The sequence below is a fragment of the Enterocloster citroniae genome (assembly GCF_040545455.1).
In the GTDB taxonomy this organism is placed as follows: domain Bacteria; phylum Bacillota; class Clostridia; order Lachnospirales; family Lachnospiraceae; genus Enterocloster; species Enterocloster citroniae.
The window spans coordinates 117,040-134,740 of record NZ_JBEPLZ010000014.1; the positions used below are offsets into that span (position 1 = coordinate 117,040).

At 47.7% G+C, this 17,701-nt stretch carries 21 protein-coding genes; 11 read left to right on the top strand and 10 right to left on the bottom strand.

The features are described from left to right. Positions 1 to 5: 5 nt before the first annotated feature. Positions 6 to 1,034, bottom strand: coding sequence for a zinc-dependent alcohol dehydrogenase (locus tag ABID13_RS17825; RefSeq protein WP_007866913.1), 1,029 nt, complete (start codon positions 1,032 to 1,034; stop codon positions 6 to 8). Positions 1,035 to 1,368: 334 nt separating this feature from the next. Here ABID13_RS17825 and ABID13_RS17830 point away from each other — a divergent pair, with 334 nt between their 5' ends. After that, on the top strand, positions 1,369 to 2,721 hold the full coding sequence (locus ABID13_RS17830) for a helix-turn-helix transcriptional regulator (RefSeq protein ID WP_007866915.1): 1,353 nt from the start codon (positions 1,369 to 1,371) through the stop codon (positions 2,719 to 2,721). 214 nt (positions 2,722 to 2,935) lie between these two features. Here the strand turns inward: ABID13_RS17830 and ABID13_RS17835 are convergent, their stop codons facing one another. The 4 genes from ABID13_RS17835 to guaB all read right to left on the bottom strand — a co-directional run bounded on the left by ABID13_RS17835 (position 2,936) and on the right by guaB (position 9,311). After that, positions 2,936 to 4,555 (bottom strand): serine hydrolase, encoded by a 1,620-nt coding sequence (locus ABID13_RS17835; RefSeq protein WP_048930988.1) that lies wholly within the window; start codon positions 4,553 to 4,555, stop codon positions 2,936 to 2,938. Between the two features lie 167 nt (positions 4,556 to 4,722). Then, a complete protein-coding gene (locus ABID13_RS17840) occupies positions 4,723 to 6,633 on the bottom strand; it encodes a sensor domain-containing diguanylate cyclase (RefSeq protein ID WP_048930989.1) in 1,911 nt (636 codons plus the stop codon). Between the two features lie 92 nt (positions 6,634 to 6,725). After that, positions 6,726 to 7,799 carry an NUDIX domain-containing protein gene (locus tag ABID13_RS17845; protein WP_330376814.1) on the bottom strand — a complete coding sequence of 358 codons (1,074 nt, stop codon included), beginning with the start codon at positions 7,797 to 7,799 and terminating at the stop codon, positions 6,726 to 6,728. Between the two features lie 57 nt (positions 7,800 to 7,856). After that, positions 7,857 to 9,311, bottom strand: coding sequence for an IMP dehydrogenase (gene guaB, locus ABID13_RS17850; RefSeq protein ID WP_007866920.1), 1,455 nt, complete (start codon positions 9,309 to 9,311; stop codon positions 7,857 to 7,859). A 418-nt stretch (positions 9,312 to 9,729) separates the two neighbouring features. Between guaB and ABID13_RS17855 the strand changes: the two genes are divergently transcribed. The 3 genes from ABID13_RS17855 to ABID13_RS17865 are packed head-to-tail and all read left to right on the top strand — an operon-like array spanning position 9,730 to position 11,613. After that, positions 9,730 to 10,104, top strand: coding sequence for a GntR family transcriptional regulator (locus ABID13_RS17855; RefSeq protein ID WP_007866921.1), 375 nt, complete (start codon positions 9,730 to 9,732; stop codon positions 10,102 to 10,104). Positions 10,105 to 10,114: 10 nt separating this feature from the next. After that, positions 10,115 to 10,975, top strand: a complete 861-nt coding sequence (locus ABID13_RS17860; RefSeq protein ID WP_007866922.1) for an ABC transporter ATP-binding protein — start codon at positions 10,115 to 10,117, stop codon at positions 10,973 to 10,975. Beyond that, positions 10,972 to 11,613 carry an ABC-2 transporter permease gene (locus tag ABID13_RS17865; RefSeq protein WP_048930990.1) on the top strand — a complete coding sequence of 214 codons (642 nt, stop codon included), beginning with the start codon at positions 10,972 to 10,974 and terminating at the stop codon, positions 11,611 to 11,613. Before ABID13_RS17860 ends, ABID13_RS17865 begins: the two co-directional genes overlap by 4 nt. A 126-nt stretch (positions 11,614 to 11,739) precedes the next feature. Here the strand turns inward: ABID13_RS17865 and ABID13_RS17870 are convergent, their stop codons facing one another. Beyond that, the gene (locus tag ABID13_RS17870) at positions 11,740 to 12,237 is read right to left on the bottom strand and encodes a DUF6106 family protein (RefSeq protein ID WP_007866924.1); all 498 of its coding nucleotides are present in this window, start codon (positions 12,235 to 12,237) and stop codon (positions 11,740 to 11,742) included. 85 nt (positions 12,238 to 12,322) lie between these two features. Continuing rightward, positions 12,323 to 12,679, bottom strand: a complete 357-nt coding sequence (locus ABID13_RS17875; protein WP_082082489.1) for a metal-dependent transcriptional regulator — start codon at positions 12,677 to 12,679, stop codon at positions 12,323 to 12,325. A gap of 187 nt (positions 12,680 to 12,866) precedes the next feature. On the opposite strand from ABID13_RS17875, the gene ABID13_RS17880 reads away from it, so the two are divergent. The 3 genes from ABID13_RS17880 to ABID13_RS17890 all read left to right on the top strand — a co-directional run bounded on the left by ABID13_RS17880 (position 12,867) and on the right by ABID13_RS17890 (position 15,066). Further along, positions 12,867 to 13,100: a FeoA family protein gene (locus ABID13_RS17880; RefSeq protein ID WP_007866928.1), complete on the top strand. Its 234-nt coding sequence runs from the start codon at positions 12,867 to 12,869 to the stop codon at positions 13,098 to 13,100. Positions 13,101 to 13,130: 30 nt separating this feature from the next. After that, positions 13,131 to 14,711, top strand: coding sequence for a FeoB small GTPase domain-containing protein (locus tag ABID13_RS17885; protein ID WP_082173994.1), 1,581 nt, complete (start codon positions 13,131 to 13,133; stop codon positions 14,709 to 14,711). A 130-nt stretch (positions 14,712 to 14,841) separates the two neighbouring features. Beyond that, complete coding sequence (locus ABID13_RS17890) at positions 14,842 to 15,066, top strand: hypothetical protein (protein ID WP_048930991.1); 225 nt, start codon at positions 14,842 to 14,844, stop codon at positions 15,064 to 15,066. 37 nt (positions 15,067 to 15,103) lie between these two features. On the opposite strand, the gene ABID13_RS17895 is transcribed toward ABID13_RS17890, so the two are convergent. Next, complete coding sequence (locus tag ABID13_RS17895; RefSeq protein WP_048930992.1) at positions 15,104 to 15,325, bottom strand: hypothetical protein; 222 nt, start codon at positions 15,323 to 15,325, stop codon at positions 15,104 to 15,106. A 112-nt stretch (positions 15,326 to 15,437) separates the two neighbouring features. Here ABID13_RS17895 and ABID13_RS17900 point away from each other — a divergent pair, with 112 nt between their 5' ends. From ABID13_RS17900 to ABID13_RS17910, 3 genes are read left to right on the top strand one after another with little or no spacing between them, the layout of a single operon-like run. Further along, the gene (locus ABID13_RS17900) at positions 15,438 to 15,767 is read left to right on the top strand and encodes a hypothetical protein (protein ID WP_048930993.1); all 330 of its coding nucleotides are present in this window, start codon (positions 15,438 to 15,440) and stop codon (positions 15,765 to 15,767) included. Between the two features lie 13 nt (positions 15,768 to 15,780). Further along, on the top strand, positions 15,781 to 16,059 hold the full coding sequence (locus ABID13_RS17905) for a helix-turn-helix domain-containing protein (protein WP_048930994.1): 279 nt from the start codon (positions 15,781 to 15,783) through the stop codon (positions 16,057 to 16,059). 35 nt (positions 16,060 to 16,094) lie between these two features. Continuing rightward, the gene (locus tag ABID13_RS17910; RefSeq protein WP_048930995.1) at positions 16,095 to 16,427 is read left to right on the top strand and encodes a hypothetical protein; all 333 of its coding nucleotides are present in this window, start codon (positions 16,095 to 16,097) and stop codon (positions 16,425 to 16,427) included. 160 nt (positions 16,428 to 16,587) lie between these two features. Here ABID13_RS17910 and ABID13_RS17915 read toward each other — a convergent pair whose 3' ends face one another. Continuing rightward, on the bottom strand, positions 16,588 to 16,737 hold the full coding sequence (locus ABID13_RS17915) for a hypothetical protein (protein ID WP_197092214.1): 150 nt from the start codon (positions 16,735 to 16,737) through the stop codon (positions 16,588 to 16,590). A gap of 127 nt (positions 16,738 to 16,864) precedes the next feature. Between ABID13_RS17915 and ABID13_RS17920 the strand changes: the two genes are divergently transcribed. Further along, on the top strand, positions 16,865 to 17,071 hold the full coding sequence (locus tag ABID13_RS17920; RefSeq protein ID WP_048930996.1) for a helix-turn-helix domain-containing protein: 207 nt from the start codon (positions 16,865 to 16,867) through the stop codon (positions 17,069 to 17,071). A gap of 18 nt (positions 17,072 to 17,089) precedes the next feature. Here the strand turns inward: ABID13_RS17920 and ABID13_RS17925 are convergent. Then, the coding region (locus ABID13_RS17925; protein ID WP_354021103.1) for an NlpC/P60 family protein at positions 17,090 to 17,701 on the bottom strand (612 nt) is incomplete at its 5' end.

Genomic DNA, 17,701 nt, shown 5'->3' on the forward strand with positions numbered 1-17,701 from the left:
CTCCATTAATCCATGTATTTGTTAAAACGAAGAACAATCTTCCCCGTCTCAGGACGCCTTTGGCCGGCAAGGGCAAAGGCCTTTTTTGTATCCCTGAAATCAAAAACATCCGTAATTATCCTGTCCGCGTGCTCCTGATACTGCCTAAAATTTGAAATCACAGGTGCAAACTGATGCATTTGAAGTCTTGAAGCCACGATTTTCAACTGCTTTCTCATGGCCTTATAGCCATCAAACATAAAGGGCACAGCCGCTACCGGCACGAATCTTCCGCATGGGGACAGCATGTCAATCGCTTCCTCATCCAACTGCACGATACCTGCGCAGTCCGCAATAATGTTAGGTCCATAGCCTCCGGTCAGTTCCATGACCCGCTCCCTGAGATTATCCCTGGTGGAATCTATTACATATGGTATTCCAATTTCTCTGGCCATTCTAAGCCTTCCGTCACTAATTTCACTAATCATTACCATTGCCCCCATATGTATAGCCGTATCTGCAAGCATGAGACCAATAGGTCCAGCCCCATATATCAGCAATGTGTCTTCTGGTGCCAGTTCAGCCCGGGCACATACCTGTGCCGCTATGGTATAAGGTTCGATCAATGCAGCTTCATTCCAGCTGATCCAGTCAGGAATCCTGTGCCACTGCCGCTCATCTGACACAAAGTATTCTTCCAGTCCCCCGGACATATTGCAGCCTGTCACTTTCACTTGTGCACACACATTTCCTTCACCTTTTAAACAGGCGTAGCATTGGCCGCAATACGAGATCGGCTCATGGACAACACGGTCTCCTTTCTTTAAGCCCTTAACTTGCCCTCCTATCTCTGTGACAACCCCGGCAAACTCATGTCCAGGTATCCTTTTTTGTCCCATGGATAGAGAATGATGTCCCTCATAAATTTTAATATCTGTTCCACATATACCAACTGACTCAACTTGTACTTTGACAGCGGTAGGGCTGCAGATCTGCGGTTCTTCCACCTCAATAAAACCGGCAAATCTGGTATCCTCAATCATAAACGCTTTCACTTTATCCTTCTTTCTGCCATATCAAAATTGATTCTGACGATCTTAGGTATTATTTACTGCCAGCAGCTTCCTACTCCTATAAACTAGCTCCGAGGCATCAAAAAGTATATAGTCATTATCTGCTTTTATTAACAAATTCTGTACTTTTCATGCTGTATATTTCGTTTTTTATTTGCATTTTACGAAATAGGCCACTACATCTTAAGATGTTCCTTATGCTTTTGCTTTTACTTTATACTGTTTCTCAATGTCCAAATCTTGTCTTTTCAAATTTTATATACTATAATAAAACCAAATAAATTCTTATTCTTTAACATTACAGGGAGGAACAACCATGGAGGTCCTGATTGCTATTTTTTTATTAATGGCAGTGTCTGGCATTGCATATATATTCTACAAAAGATATCGTTCTCTCCTTGTGACATATTCGCATGACCAAAAAGAGATAGCTGCATTGCGTTCCATTCTAGATCTTAATCAGCAGGTTCTCCAGTCAAAGCTACTACTTGACTTGTGCTGCGGAACAGATTACAGAAAAGAAGGCATTGTAAAAAGTATTGCCTTTTTGAAACTTGAAGAACGATTGAAGTGTGTGTCTGTTGTGTTAATACAGGTTCCGGTTTCCATCCAGCTCTTTTACAATCTCCACAAATCCGAGTTCAGCGATGCCCAAAAAAATCTGCTGCATACATGCCAGACCGCTTCGGACAACTATTTTCCGTCTTATTGGTTATGGGAAAATCCCGGAACAATTGTTGGTATATTGGATATGTCTAAGACACACTCAGATGACATCCGTCTTTTGGGTATGAATAAATTGGGGGGTGTACTGCAAAGTGTTTGTGCTTCCGGCAATGATAAACCTCCCATAATCGCTTTTGGAACCATCACGTCTTCCATTGAAGAGCTTCATCAATCCTATAGCGCTGCCGCGGAACTTTTAAATCACAAGATCCATAATCATCTGATCATTCCCTATTGCTATGAAGAGTTTCAGCGTTCGGAAGTACAGTTCGATTATAACAAGCAACAACTTCTTTCCAGATATATCCGCCTGGGCAAATCACCGGAGGCCGAGGACTTTCTAAAGTCCTATTTTTCCGTTATCCACGCCAATCCCAATACCTCTGTTGCATCAGTAAAGGAAACAGCATCACAAATTATCAATGTAATAATAGAGACAACAAAAGATATGCCTGTTATTTATGCAGACTGTGTAAAACTTCAAGAACAGGTTCTGGAAGATCTGAACAGAATGGCAAAAGTTCATGATTTTGGTCAACTTCTTCTACCCCTTGTTCAGGATGTATGCGGCCTTGTTCTGGCAGCCAGCGCTAATAAAGGGAAAGTAAAGATTGACCATCTGATAAAATGGATGAGTGAGAATTATAATTCGGACATTTCTCTTGAAACCATGGCCACCTATATCGGATGCAGCCCAGCTTATACAAGCAAACTATTTAAAAAAGAAACAGGATGCGATATCATCACATATTTGTCTGGTCTGCGCATTGAACACGCGAAAGAACTACTCTGCACAACACAAATAACTATTGCTGAAGTAGCAGCCTTTGTAGGCTTTAATAATCAACAGACTTTTATACGTAATTTTAAAAAACTGACCGGTCTGACTCCCACTGAATACCGTAGTCTCCCAGATGGCTTACATATATCTGAGGAATCCTGACACATTGACCTATACTGCATTGCCTGTTGAGTAATTTTTCAGGTACATTAAAAAGAAATCCCGAAGAGTTTCCGCTCTCCGGGATTTCGTTCTGTTACATTTTTCAAGTGGTATAGTATACTTTCTCTACTGATATGATAATACATCAATATATGATGCCTCAAAATCATATTTGCTTTTGTTCTGAATTCAAAATATACTCTACTATCTCATCTTACTCCACCCAAGCCCCATCACTCCCCACATAATGCCCATCCGGCGTAGTGGTGTTAGTCAGCATGGCACCGTCCGGTCCCAGATAGAACCACAGACCATTCTCATCCACCTTCTCCCACTGGTTCTTTGCCATGGCTCCGTTGGAGCGCAGGAAATACCAGATTCCGTTGATCTGTCTCCATCCCTTAGCCATATAGGAGTTGGAATCAATCCAGTAAGAAACCCCGTCCAGTGTCAGCCATTCATTGACCGCCTTGGAGCCGTTGTCCTTCACGTAATACCATCCGGTGGCATCCTGGACCCATCCCTGGCCGGCTGCGGTCCCCGGACCGCTGTTTCCTGTGCTGTTTGTTCCTGTATTGTTCGTTGCTGTATTATTCGTCCCTGTACTGCTGTTTCCCACGGTCCCATTGCCTGCATTTCCAGTGCTGCTTGGGCCTGTCCCGCTGCTGTTTGAACTGCCCAGAGCCCCTGCCTTGGCCAGTTCAAATCCATAGTCAAACATGGACTTAGTATCCGTGTAGTGGGTGGATTTAGCCTTCATGACTACCGCGATCAGCCTTACCCCATCTTTTTCCGCTGCTGTCACAAGGGTGTTGCCTGCCTTGGAGGTATAGCCAGTCTTTCCGCCGATCACCCCTTCATAGTATCTGGAATCGCTGGGGTTGAGCATCTTGTGTCCAATGGACACGGTAAGCCCGGACGGGTTCTTAATGGTGGCGGGCAGACTGTATGTACGGGTAGAGGCAACGGTCTTTACAATATCATTCTGAAAAGCAGCCCTTGCAATCAGCGCCATGTCATGGGGCGTTGTGTAGTGGTTGGAGTCATTAAGCCCATGGGGATTTGTAAAATGTGTATTGGTACACCCCAGGGCAGCCGCTTTGGCGTTCATTTTCTCGGCAAACTGGGCATTGCTGCCTGCCACATGCTCGGCCAATGCATTCCCCACCTCGTTGGCGGATTTGAGAAGCAGGGCATACAGGCACTGGCGGACGGTCATCACATCCCCCTCCGTCATGTTGATGGATACCGCACCCGACTCCAGATTGGTGGTAGCAGTGGCAGAAAATGTAACCTTGTCGTCCAGCCCGCAGTTTTCAGCCACCAAAAGAGCTGTCATAAGTTTGGTGATGCTGGCCGGATAATACTTGGTTTCTCCGTTTTTGGAAAACAGGACGTTTCCGGTGGCCGCGTCCATAAGGACCGCACCCTCAGCCGCAACCACCGGCTGCTGGATCGCGGATGTGTCCACAGTACCGATATTTCCTGTTACGTTATTTCCTGTTGTATTATTTCCCGTATTTCCCTGGCTTCCGGTCCCCGGCGCCCCTGGGCTTATCCCATTCCCGGCCTCTGTGGGAGAGGCGCCGGATGAGGGCTGTCCGGCTGTGTTGTCAGCAGCAGGTCCGCTGGAAGATACCGTGCCTGCATCCCCGCTGCCCGATGGTCCCTGGTTGGACGCAGGGCTTCCCGACTGTCCCCCTGACTGGACGGATGCCACCTGGCTTTCCTCCAATGGGGCGATAACCACGGGGTTTGCGTACACTGCCGTGCTCATCAGCAGGGCGCAGCTTGTACATATACATAAAAATGATTTCCATTGTTTTGATCGCATCTGGCTACCTCTCCTATCACATATATCCTCTGAAAAACAAAATAAGTACACTGTCCTGTGCTGGAAGCATATGAAATGCCGTCCACAGGACAATGTACTAATCAGTATACCATACTTCCAGGTTACAAAAAACAACTATTTCTGACGATAAACTTACAAAAAAGTTATTATTTTTTAAATACCGTATATCCGTTTTTCTCCCGTTTTTTTGTCTTGTACAAAGCCAGGTCGGCATTTTTATATAAGGTTTCAAAATCCATGCCTGATCCAGGATAGATTGCAATTCCCACACTGGCGGAGACATTGCATTTCCCTGCCTCCGTGGTAATGCAGGTATGCAGGTCCGCAACCAGCTGCTGCACCTTCTTTTCAAGGCTCTCCATGCCTGTAAAGGGAATGAATACGGCAAACTCGTCTCCTCCGATCCGCCCCACAATATCGCCCTCCCTGAAATGGGACTGGATGTTTTGTGCAAACTGGGAAATGACAAAATCACCGGCGGAATGGCCCAGTGTATCATTGACATGTTTAAAATTATCAATATCCAGAATAAGGAAGGCATAGGAGCTGCCCGGTTCCGCCCCCTTCACCTGTTCGCTGATCATCTCCTCTGTTGCCGCCTTGTTATATAGCCCTGTCAGCGGATCACTCTGCATCTGCTCAAACAGCTTTGTTTCCTGCCGCTTCACCTCATCAATATTCTGGCGGTAGATCGTCATGCGCACGGAATTGTCCTCGCTCCAGAAATAGATGCAGGCCATAATCCGCATCCAATAATAGTCGCTTCCATTATTGGTGATCATAAAGTCATAGGTAAGGCTCTTAACGCCTTGGGAGTATGCTTCCATCACATGTTCCGGGGAAAATGTGTCCACATAGCCCCGGCGGTATTCCTCTTTGATCTGTTTATCCGCAATTATGTTCAGCGCTTCACTGTAAGGCGTTTTAACCGGTACTCCCAGGCTCTCAAAGTACCGCTCCGTGTTCTCCCCCACTGCGCAGTTGTGGGTAATGTCCAGCTCATAGATATTCTCGTACAGCTCTTTTGCCGCGTCCTGGCGTATCTTATTATATTCCCGCTCACGGGCAGTTGTAAGTTCAATGATCTGGGCATTGTACCGGCGGATCACCGTGGTGATGGTGAACAGGACCCCTGCCACGATCATCAATATGACCGCAATCCCCTGTTCCAGGGATTCCTTCATGTGCCGGTTCAGGTCTGTGGTATCATTCTCCACCAGAAGATACCAGTCCAGGTTCTCAATGTAACGGGATACCATATACTCCCTGCTCCTGTCGGCTGTATGCCAGAAAGTCTGCATCTCCTCCCTGCCTGAAAGCAGCTGATCCCGCATATCATCATAACTCCCATCATCAAACAGGTTCATCGGCTCATAGGACGTGTGATGGGTGGATATCTCCACCACACCGTTCTCATCCGCCAGTCGGGCCCGGACATTAAATTCATCCTCATAGCTTTTTAGCAGTTCCTGGAGATAATCCACCCTGAACCCCACACCCACAACGCCCATCACGGTTCCATCTCGGTCCTTGATCTTACAGTTGATGAATATGGTGATCTCATTGTCGCTGGCCTCATCATTATCGATATTCAGAGAATATTCATGAGGATCTGCAATAAAATCATAATACCATGTATTCTCCGGATTCCCCTGTTCCAGTACCCGGTCCAGTCCATTAAAATGATAATAACGGCCTGTCTGGGCGGAGACAAGGAATACGGAATCATAGGCATATTTTTCCCTGTAGGCATACAAATAGTCCCGCATGCTTTTGATAAATGTCTCATCCTCCATACGCGATTGTTCTTCTGCCAGAAATTCCTTTAAAAGACTGTCATTGGCCATGGTAAGGGAGACATTTACCGGTTTTGTAAAAATAGAATCGATCTTATAATAAATGCCCTCGGACGCCAGGTCCGTTACATCCTCCACATCCTTTTCAAATACCCCGATGTTGGCACGGTAACTGGTTATGGACGTAACTGCAAATCCCAGTATAATGATGGTACACACAAAAATATTGGTACGCAGTAAAATATTATTCTTCACACTCATGCTCCCCTCACCCTGACCTCCCTTTTTCCGAAGGATCAGGCTGGATACTCTTGATTACACTCCTATTCATGCTTATGCCCCTGCATGCACCCTTAGGAATGCCCCTGCATACCCCCCTGGGGATGTCCCTCCAGATATCCCTTTAGAAGTTCCAGTTCATCCATGTACAGGCAATTGGGCAGCGCGGCCTCCCTCACAGCTTCCATGCACTCATCTAGGCCCATCCACATAACGCTTTCCACCTCTTCCTCCTGGAGCTTAAGGTTCTCAGCCTCCACCGGCCTGCGGTATACGTATACATGGCTGTACTCACTGTCCTTAAACATGCTGCCGTAAAATTCTTCTTCCATATAACCTGTATGGATGCCTGCAAATTCCAGGTCCTCCTGCGATGCCTCAATACCCAATTCCTCCTTAAGCTCCCTGAGAGCGGTGGGAAGGAAACCGTCCCCTGCCTGGACATGTCCCGCGGAGGAGATATCATAACACCCCGGATAGGAATCCTTACATCTGCTCCGCTTCTGGAGCAGCAGGTCGAAACCGCCATAGGGCCCCTTGCGCACGATCCAAATATGGGCAGTCCCATGGATATCACCGTCCAGATGGACCATGGTCCTCTCCCTTACCCTTCCGGTCCTCTCCCCATGGTCATCCAGTATATCAAAGAGCTCCATCCTCTGCCCGTCAAGGGCTGCTTCCACCAGACAATCGTTATGGTAGGACAGTTTCAGTGAAAAAAACGGCCTGTCCTCATTCATCAGACGGAAGAAGATCTTATCCCCCTCCCAGAGGTTCAGGCCCAGCACATCCTCCTTCTTTACCCATTCCAGCACGCCCTCGTTGCAGGAGATCATTTCCCCCTCATATTTGTCCGCAGTATACAGACACATGTACTCGGTATCCCAGCCGTCTGCCATGAAAGTGATCAGCCCCCTAAATCTCCATGAAGTAAGGGTCAGCCCTGTCTCCTCCCTCACTTCCCGCAGCAGGCACTCCTCCGGGCTCTCATTATGTTCAAAATGGCCTCCCACACCGATCCATTTATCCTTATTCACATCATGCATTTTGCTGACGCGGTGCAGCATAAGATATGCGCCGTCCTTTTCTATATAACAAAGCGTGGTCATCCTGGCCTCTGTTCTCATCGCCTTATCTTCCTTTCTCATAAAAATACCCGCCGGAACAAACACGTCCCGCCGGGTATCATTATATACCATTCAAGGTTATTCTTCAATTGAATAGTTTGGAGCCTCTTTTGTAATATGAATATCATGGGGATGGCTTTCCTTCAAAGAGGCAGCGGAGATCTTCACAAATCTGGCTGTTTCCTGAAGGGTGGGGATATCGGATGCGCCGCAGTATCCCATGCCGGAGCGAAGTCCGCCCAGAAGCTGGAATACGGTGTCCTCCACCAATCCCTTGTACGCCACACGGCCTTCCACGCCCTCAGGCACCAGTTTCTTGGCATCTGACTGGAAGTAACGGTCCTTGCTTCCGTTCTCCATGGCTGCGATGGAACCCATGCCGCGGTATACCTTATACTTACGTCCCTGATACAGTTCAAATGTTCCCGGGCTCTCATCGCATCCTGCAAAGATGCTTCCCATCATACACACGCTTCCGCCTGCCGCAATTGCCTTTGTCACATCGCCGGAGTACTTGATCCCTCCGTCTGCGATAATGGGCACGCCGTATTCCTTCGCCACCTTATAGCAGTTCATAACAGCTGTAACCTGGGGCACGCCAATGCCTGCGACCACACGGGTGGTACAGATGGAGCCGGGTCCGATCCCAACCTTCACACAGTCAGCGCCTGCCTCGATCAGATCTTTGGTGGCCTCTGCGGTAGCCACATTGCCTGCCACGATCTGCAGGTCCGCAAATGCGTCCTTGATCATCTTTACGCAGCGGATCACATTAGCGGAATGACCATGTGCGGAATCCAGCACGATCACGTCCACTTTTGCCTTTACCAATGCCTCTACCCTCTCCAGTACATTGGCTGTGATACCCACGGCAGCGCCGCACAGAAGACGCCCCTGTTCGTCCTTTGCGGACAGCGGGTACTTGATCTGCTTCTCAATATCTTTAATTGTAATAAGCCCTTTTAAGTTAAAATCATCATCCACAATGGGAAGTTTCTCCACCCTTGCCTTGGCCAGGATCGCCTTGGCCTCCTTCAGGGTAACGCCTTCCTTTGCAGTGACCAGGTTTCTGGTGGTCATGCACTCCCTGATGGGGCGGTCAAAATCCTCCTCAAACTTCAGGTCACGGTTGGTAATGATACCAACCAGCTTCTTACCCTCTGTGATCGGTACGCCGGAAATACGGAACTTTGCCATCAGATCATTGGCATCCTTTAATGTGTGCTCGGGTGAAAGGTAAAATGGGTCTGTGATAACGCCGTTCTCCGAACGCTTTACGCGGTCCACTTCCTCCGCCTGATCATCTATGGACATATTCTTATGGATCACACCGATACCGCCCTGTCTGGCCATGGCAATCGCCATGCGGTGCTCTGTAACCGTATCCATGCCGGCGCTCATTAACGGAATGTTTAATTTAATCTTCTTGGTCAGGTTTGTTGTCAGGTCTACCTGGTTGGGAATCACTTCTGAATAGGATGGTACCAGAAGTACATCATCAAAGGTTATGCCTTCGCCGATTATTGTACCCATTTTAAAGTTCCTCTCTTTCTGCGTGTTTGAATTGAATTTGTTTTGCAAGAAACTTATCCTCAGTGGACAAGGGAACACACGGTTTTGCACCACAGATTTGCGGTTCTGCCGCGTTACTGTCACTGAGGGTATCTGTAAGATAGTGCTTGAACTGTCTCTTTCTTATTAGTATCTAATACTAGCAAATTTTATCATGCTTGTCAAATCAAATCAAATGGAATCATTCATTCATTTTACTTATAGGCCTCAATCAGCCTTTCTAATATTATTTCCCCTGTTTTACGATTGGCTTCCTGATGGAAAGAGACTTATCTTCCCTCTTGACAGATCTGTCTATACATAGTATATTGTATATATAGAGTATATACAATAAAAACATTAGGCACAGATGGCCAGTTAATGGCACGGAGGCAAAGCAGTGAATATCATTATCAGTAACTCCAGCGGAAAGCCCATCTACGAGCAGATAACATCCCAGATCAAGAACATGATCATCAGCGGCCAGCTCAGTGCAGGTGATCCCCTTCCAAGTATGCGGGCCCTTGCAAAGGAGCTGCGGATCAGCGTGATCACCACCAAGCGGGCATACAACGATCTGGAGCAGGAAGGCTTTATTGAAACAATAACAGGCAAGGGCAGTTTTGTGGCGGCCAAGGATACGGAGGTCATCCGGGAAGGAAATCTGCGGATTGCCGAGGAGTATCTTGCCAAAGCCGCGGAACTGGCCAAGAAAAGCGGTATTCCGTTAAAGGAACTGGTGGAAGTGCTGGAGCTTATTTATAATGGAGAGTGAGGAGACGTCCATGGAGAATGCGATCAATATCAGAGGTCTTTCCAAAACATACAAAGACTTTTCCCTGAAAGATGTGAACCTTTCCCTGCCCAAAGGCTCCATCATGGGTCTGATCGGTGAAAACGGCGCCGGAAAGTCAACCACGATCAAGGCCATGCTGGACCTTGTCCGGCGTGACAGCGGAACCATTGAGATCCTTGGGAAGGATCTGGATACCAGTGGAAAAGAGATCAGGGAGCAGATCGGAGTCATCCTGGGTGAGAGCCATTTTCACGAATTTCTCAATGCCATCCAGGTATCCAACATAATGAAACGGGTCTATGGCAGCTGGGACCAGAACCTGTTCTTAGATTATTTAAAGACATTTTCCCTTCCGGAGAAAAAGAAGATCAAGGAATATTCCAAGGGAATGATGATGAAACTATCCATTGCAGCCGCACTGAGCCATCATCCCAAGCTTCTTATCCTGGATGAGGCTACCAGCGGCCTGGACCCCATTATCCGGGATGAGATCCTGGATATCTTCTTTGGATTCATCGAGGACGGGGAGCATTCCATCCTGATCTCCTCCCATATCACCAGCGACCTGGATAAGGTAGCCGACTACATTACCATGATCCACGATGGTGAGATCCTGTTTTCAGAAGAAAAGGATTTTCTTATGGATGACATGGGCATCATCAAGTGCGGGGCCGGGGACCTTAATGAGCTTAAAGGCCTGGATATCGTAGGGGTCCGGCACAATGCCTATCAGGCAGAATGTCTGGTCCGCAGCAGACAGGAAGTCAGTGAGCTTTACCCGGATCTGATCATTGACCGGGCCAACATCGAAGAGATCATGTTATTTTATATAAGGGGGCAAAAACAATGATGGGACTGCTGATAAAAGATTTATATTGTCTGAAACAGAATGGCAAAAGCCTGATGTTTATTTTGCTCATATGGGGGCTGGTCTTCCTTCCCAGGGATGACGGGGGACTGATACTCATATCACTGTGCATGATGGTAAGCGCCATGCATATCTTCACTCTGGCCTCCTATGATAAGCAGGCCCGGTGGGATACCTACGCCTTAAGTATGCCCCTGACCAGGGCAAATATGGTTCAGGAAAAATATATCATGTCCCTGTTGCTCCTTGTCATGTCCGCGGTTGTCTCCACGTTTGTGGTCGCAACTGCCTGGCTGATCCGCACAGGAGGAATGGAACCGGATTTTATTCCTTCCATAGCCGCCACCCTGGCTGTGGGCGCGGGCATTTCCCTGTTCTACACTGCCCTTTCCCTGCCCCTGTCCATGTGGCTGGGCGTGGAAAAGGCCCGCTACATCCCCAGTGTGCTGTTCGCCCTCATCTTTTTTACAGCCGTCATCATGGTTAGAAGGGGAAGCCACATAGGGCTGCGGGCAGACCATCTGATCGCATTCGGCCTGGGGGCTCTTATCCTGTCCGTGGCCCTGTTTATCATCTCCTATTTTATCTGCCTGTTCATCTACGGGAAAAAGGAGTTTTAACCCGCAATAATTACAGCCTGCATACGTGCAAAATCCGGATCACCCCGGAATGGAAAAGGGCGGTATCGGTACTGATTCCTCAGTATGGATACCGTCCTTCTTTTAATCTGTCACATATCATATGGTTTATACCACCACTTTGCGCGGATATGCCCTGCGCATGGCCCCGATCATCTTCTCATTGGGCTCAAACAGAACCTTATAGTTCTCAGCGCCCTTCTGGTACATCATGGCATAGACCTTGGCGTCCCTGCGGCCCGAGGAAAAATCCTTTATCTTGGCTCCCTGTCTCTCATAATCCTTGAGCACAAAGGAATCTGCCGGAGCCACAATCTGAACATCCTCCTTGTCACAATCAAACACCCTTTTCCTTCTGGCCCTTCCCATAATGCGGTCCACGGACAGACCTCCCTCAGCAAAAAGGTATTCATACTCCACGCTCATGTTAAGAAATACAAAATAGGTGGCAGCTCCCACTGCCAGCATGATGATTACACCCAGAACTGTCTGCAGCGCTGTCAGCACAGAAAAAATACAGAGCACGATCATCAGGATCTTTACAGGAACAGCGTAGCCCGGATCTTTTCTCTTTACCAGCCACTCCACATAATTGTCTTCACTCATATGGTCTCTCCTTTTATCATTTTGCATACTCCCCATTATACAATATTTCTCTGTATAATTCCAGAGCGTGTTTGAAAATTGCATTCTAAGGCATTTCTCTGAGAAATGTAATGATCCGTTCCATGTTTTCCACCGTTTTCCGGTTAATGAAATGTTCAATTTTCTCCACCTGTTCCAATTCGCAGTCTGTGTGGTTCAGAGCACAGAAAAAATCATGGAGCACCCGGTGGCGGTGAAGCAGATAGCGCCCTGCCTCATGCCCCTTATCCGTAACCATGATGCTTCCGTATTTCCTAAAATCAATATATCCCCCTGTTCTCAGGTTATCCAGCATCTTGGAGGCGGAGGAAGGGCGCACATGGAGGCTTTGAGCCAGCAGGCTCACCCGGATGGGGAGTCCCTCTTCCTCCATGCGGCAGATCATTTCCAGATAATCCTCCATGGAGGAGGTCAGCTGGTCCCCACTGGACCGTTCGTATCCCTTCAATGTATAGAACCCTTCATTTCCCAGATCGAATCCATTATTTTCATGATTTATATCCTTGTTTGTAACCAAAGTCCACCTCCTGCAATACACTATGAGTAAGAAAATGTTTCCTTATCCTAATTTATTGCGAGGTATTGTAATTATGAAAGAATTTCATTGTCTGAATGATATAAAGCCCGGTCAGAGGGCGCGCATCAAGGAGCTTACCGCCAATGGGAGCATCCGCAGAAGGCTTTTGGATATTGGTCTGGTAGAGGACACAGAGGTGGAGTGCCTGGGAAAGAGCCCTCTTGGAGATCCCTGCGCCTACCTGATCCGGGGCGCCGTCATTGCCATACGTTCTGAGGATTGCAGGAATATCCTGATTTATGAATAATCATCTAAAAAAATTTAAAGGAGTATTAAAATGGGGCTGACCAAACAATCTGTCGGAATGGGCGCTGTCGATTCCGGTTTGGAGATCAAAAAACAGACACCTGAAGATAAAGTCATTGCCATAGCGGGTAATCCAAATGTTGGAAAGAGCACCCTGTTCAACAACCTGACCGGCATGAACCAGCACACGGGAAACTGGCCGGGCAAAACCGTAACCAATGCCCAGGGATACTGCAAAACCGGAAAAAACGGGTATGTCCTGGTGGATATTCCCGGAACCTATTCCCTCATGGCCCATTCGGCCGAGGAGGAAGTGGCCCGCAATTTTATCTGCTTTGGAAAAAGCGATGGTGTAGTGGTGGTCTGCGATGCAACCTGCCTGGAACGGAATCTGAACCTGGTCCTCCAGACCATGGAAATATCGGACCGGGTCCTTGTATGCGTAAACCTGCTGGATGAAGCCGCACGCAAGAACATTACCATTGACCTGGATCTGCTCTCCGAAAAACTGGGCGTGCCTGTGGTGGGCACGGTTGCCAGAAAGAAAAAGAGCCTGGAACGTTTTCTGGCAAAACTGGATGAACTGGTAGGGCAACCGGCAGCGGACCAGGCGGATAATCTGCCGGATGATCCGATCTCTGATCCGGCAGATCATCCGATAAATGATCCAATCGCTGACCCGGAGGATGATCCGATGGAGGATTTGGTGGATGACCTGATGGAAGATTTTATGGATTCCCCGGCGGACGATCCGGCGGACGATCCCCTGCCCAAGGATCCGGCGGGGAAATCTGAGGATGACCCAAGCGCCCAGTCCATGGAATCCTCCATGGCGGTCCCCATCATCAACACCGGCGGATCCGGCCATTTTCAGATCCAATATTCCCCCATCATAGAGCAAGCCATCTCCATGGCGGAGCCGGCAGTAAGGGCACAGGTGGGAGGAAAGCTGAATTCCAGATGGCTGACCTTAAAGCTTTTGGACAGCGATCCCTCCCTTATGAAGGAGCTGAAGGAATACCTGGGAGAGAATATACTTGAGAAGCCCCAGGTGGCCCAGGCCCTGGAGCAGGCTAACGGTCATCTGGCCAAATACGGTGTTACAAGGGAAATCCTCAAGGACCGCGTGGTAGCTGCATTGGTGGCCTCTGCGGAAAAGGTATGCCGGGATACGGTTCATTTTAACAAAAACGGCTACAACGAAGGGGACAGGAAGTTAGACCATGTACTCACCAGCCGCTTTACAGGATATCCTGTGATGATCGGAATGCTGGCTGTGGTGTTCTGGCTGACCATCACCGGAGCCAATTATCCGTCTCAGATGCTGGCCGATGCGCTGTTTAGGGTCCAGGACCTTTTGACAGAAGCATTTATGGCCATGGGCGCTCCCCAGTGGCTCCACGGCCTGCTGATCCTTGGAGTGTTCCGGGTACTGGCATGGGTGGTATCCGTAATGCTGCCCCCCATGGCGATCTTCTTCCCCCTGTTCACCCTGTTAGAGGACTCCGGCTACCTGCCCAGGATCGCCTATAATCTGGATAAACCATTTAAAAGCTGCCATGCCTGCGGCAAGCAGGCTCTTACCATGTGTATAGAGTTTCTAAACTTGTAAACCATTTCTTTCCTATATAATAGTAGGTAGCCTCAACCACATCCATCCCCCGCCTTATTTTGGAAATAAGTACCAGCACTGGAAACAAACAACCAGCGCTATAATCAAAGAAAAAAGGGGGATTTTTACAATGGATGTCGAACCAAATCTATTCTTTGGACAACTGGAAACAAAATGGTTCTGGAAGAACAAACGCTACGGGAGGATCTGGAAATGCACCTGCGAGTGCGGCGGGTATTGTTATGTAAAGGAGGAAGCTCTGGTGATAGGGATCGTGAAAGACTGCGGCGATACATGTCATCAAGATGCGGCCAAGCGCGTAAGAAGGGTTAAAAAACCTGGAAAGCATACATAAAATAAAACCGGCGGAACCGTTCATTCGGCTCCGCCCATTACATATAATCATACGGAGTTCTCCTCCGCGCTTCTGTCTTTCTTGGCATGGCAGCTTCTGCGTCCTCCAGGGTCTTATACAGCCTGCTCCCCGACAGCCTAATGCCCTTTCCCTGCCCGTATTTAACAATATAGTTTCCACCAGCGCAGGATCGGATCGTGCCTTCCACTACCCGGTGGCTGCTCTCCAGAAAATAACATGTGTCTCCAGTCTTAAACATGATCATCTCTCCTCTGGTTATAGGATAGCACTTTTTCAATATCTTATCAAATTCTTCTTGACTTTACGCCAATATTGGCGTATACTAAAGATAAGGAAAGGGGATTAAAACAATGACAGTGGCCGAATTAAAGGAAATGATTGAGAACAATAGTGATTGGGATTCTTACGAAAAATATGGTATCCGCATTCAAGAGCAGGACTTTGAACTCGGAACTGTTGACCACAACTCAAAAGTCTGGGTTGATGGAGAGGAAACAGAAGATGAACTTGATGGAATATGTGCCATTAATTTAAACTCTCCAGAAGCTGCTGCTACACTCAATGGTCGTGGATATTTTGGTTCCCACATAGCCCTACTTGCAAGTAACCGTTTTGAATATGGTCTTGATGCAGGAGAGGTAATTTTAAAAGACGCAGAAGTATTATATATTATCAAATAGGAGGTGTAAAAAATTGAGAAGATATCCTGATTGCATAAGAACGGATGGACTATGCGGGGCCTGCTCTGCCTCCAGCCGCGGCCTGGATTGCCACAACAACAAAATAAACAAGCTGTTATATCAACGCTCTTTGGCGGAGATGACCCAACGGCAGGTAGCGGATGCCGCCAAAATGAATATCCGCCAGATTCAGAAGTTTGAGTCTGGAGAAGGGGATCTTGGCAACATGACCCTGCGCAATGCTCTGGCTCTGGCAAAAGCCCTTGACTGCGATGTTGATGATTTTTTGTAACAAATACTTACTCAGGAGATTTGGAGGATAATATTGTGGAAAAATATGATATTTTTAAATCAGAGGGCGGTTATAGAGTATGTTTGGCAACATATGGAGATGACCCTATCATTGACAAGTGTCCGTGGTGCAAAACTTTGGCTGGCGCAAAAGCTGTTGCTAGAGATGCTAAGTTTGACAATGAGACAAGACAGTATGGGGTATTTAATGGTGAGGGCTGGATGGCAAGCCTCCCGTCTAACGATTACGAAACAGATTATTATAATTTTGGCTCGCGAGATGAGGCGGTAAAAGCAGTAATATCAGCAATGGAAAAGCTGGGGTACACCCGCGAATACATTCTGTATCGCAGGAAAGATTTATTATAAAAAAATATCGCCTTCTCAATATGAGTTGGCGATATTTTTTTAATAAAAACGAATAACCTAATATTTCAATCCACACCTCTCAGATTGGAGAGCGGTGACCAGTATCAACCCCATCTGCTGATACCTTATGGTATGATAATACCCCAATTTTTCCAAAATGTCAAGGACGACTTCGTTCCTCCTGGATCCTCCTCCAGATTTCCTCAAATTCGTTCGGATCCGGCCTGGGAATGACGTCATCCGGGACGTGATCCCTGGCCCATTCATACTCTTTCAACAGTTCTTCATCAGATTCATTCAGCTTCTCCATATCGCCCATCCTTTCTTGTCTATTCTGTTTTATTTTAATAATACCATACATTGGGGTCTAAAAACAGAACCTTTGGTTATATTAATCCTACATCTATAATTGGATTATAAAGGTCAAGGGTGATGAAATGATTAAATATGACAAGCTGTGGAAGACCATGAAAGATAAAGGGATCACCCAGTATATGCTGGTGAAAGAGTATAATATCAGTAAATCATTGCTGCACAGATTAAGAAATAACCAAGGGGTAAACATGAATACCATTGATACCCTGTGTGACATACTGGATTGCGACATCGAAGATATAGCAACGCATTACAACAGCGAGGAATAATCCCCGCTGTCTTTTTTATTATTCTCCCAACCCCGGCCACCGCAGCGCACCGTCCTGATCGGGCGCCAATACCACCGGATCCATGGACAACTTGCCGTCCTGGTCCAGATAATACCACTTATCACCGCTGGCCTGCAGCCCCTTGACCATTGCGCCGTCCGCACCCAGGTAATACCAATCACCCTTGTACTGATACCAGGTGTTGATCACCATGCGACCGGCGCCGTCAAACCAGTACCACTTGCCGTCTGTATCCAAGTACCAGCTGTTGCGCACACAATCTCCTGTGTTGCCCAGGTAGAAACTCTTGGTTCCGTCCTCGTTCTGTCTCCATCCTGATAATTTAGGTTCCTCCGGCTCCGTCACTGCATCATCCTGTATGTATCGCTTCACAGCCACCAGACCCTTACGCCAGCCCCCAGATGCCCAGGAGTTATACCGGCTCTTGCAGTAGGCCACCAAGTCTTTGTAGGACGGTCTGCCGCTGCCATGTCCGCAGATAATACCATCTCCACAGTACATCTCCACGTGACCGATCCGCTTTGGCCTACTGGCATCCGTACCGGCAAACAGCAGCATGTCCCCTGGTCGTAACCGGGACGTGTCAGGGATGCCCTGGGCTATGTCTGC

Excerpts from the sequence above, each read along its gene's own strand:
- ABID13_RS17830 (WP_007866915.1), top strand. The coding sequence starts at position 1,369 with ATGGAGGTCCTGATTGCTATTTTTTTATTAATGGCAGTGTCTGGCATT.
- ABID13_RS17835 (WP_048930988.1), bottom strand. The coding sequence starts at position 4,555 with ATGCGATCAAAACAATGGAAATCATTTTTATGTATATGTACAAGCTGC.
- ABID13_RS17840 (WP_048930989.1), bottom strand. The coding sequence starts at position 6,633 with ATGAGTGTGAAGAATAATATTTTACTGCGTACCAATATTTTTGTGTGT.
- ABID13_RS17845 (WP_330376814.1), bottom strand. The coding sequence starts at position 7,799 with ATGAGAAAGGAAGATAAGGCGATGAGAACAGAGGCCAGGATGACCACG.
- guaB (WP_007866920.1), bottom strand. The coding sequence starts at position 9,311 with ATGGGTACAATAATCGGCGAAGGCATAACCTTTGATGATGTACTTCTG.
- ABID13_RS17860 (WP_007866922.1), top strand. The coding sequence starts at position 10,115 with ATGGAGAATGCGATCAATATCAGAGGTCTTTCCAAAACATACAAAGAC.
- ABID13_RS17865 (WP_048930990.1), top strand. The coding sequence starts at position 10,972 with ATGATGGGACTGCTGATAAAAGATTTATATTGTCTGAAACAGAATGGC.
- ABID13_RS17870 (WP_007866924.1), bottom strand. The coding sequence starts at position 12,237 with ATGAGTGAAGACAATTATGTGGAGTGGCTGGTAAAGAGAAAAGATCCG.
- ABID13_RS17875 (WP_082082489.1), bottom strand. The coding sequence starts at position 12,679 with ATGGAGGATTATCTGGAAATGATCTGCCGCATGGAGGAAGAGGGACTC.
- ABID13_RS17880 (WP_007866928.1), top strand. The coding sequence starts at position 12,867 with ATGAAAGAATTTCATTGTCTGAATGATATAAAGCCCGGTCAGAGGGCG.
- ABID13_RS17885 (WP_082173994.1), top strand. The coding sequence starts at position 13,131 with ATGGGGCTGACCAAACAATCTGTCGGAATGGGCGCTGTCGATTCCGGT.
- ABID13_RS17890 (WP_048930991.1), top strand. The coding sequence starts at position 14,842 with ATGGATGTCGAACCAAATCTATTCTTTGGACAACTGGAAACAAAATGG.
- ABID13_RS17895 (WP_048930992.1), bottom strand. The coding sequence starts at position 15,325 with ATGTTTAAGACTGGAGACACATGTTATTTTCTGGAGAGCAGCCACCGG.
- ABID13_RS17900 (WP_048930993.1), top strand. The coding sequence starts at position 15,438 with ATGACAGTGGCCGAATTAAAGGAAATGATTGAGAACAATAGTGATTGG.
- ABID13_RS17915 (WP_197092214.1), bottom strand. The coding sequence starts at position 16,737 with ATGGAGAAGCTGAATGAATCTGATGAAGAACTGTTGAAAGAGTATGAA.
- ABID13_RS17920 (WP_048930996.1), top strand. The coding sequence starts at position 16,865 with ATGATTAAATATGACAAGCTGTGGAAGACCATGAAAGATAAAGGGATC.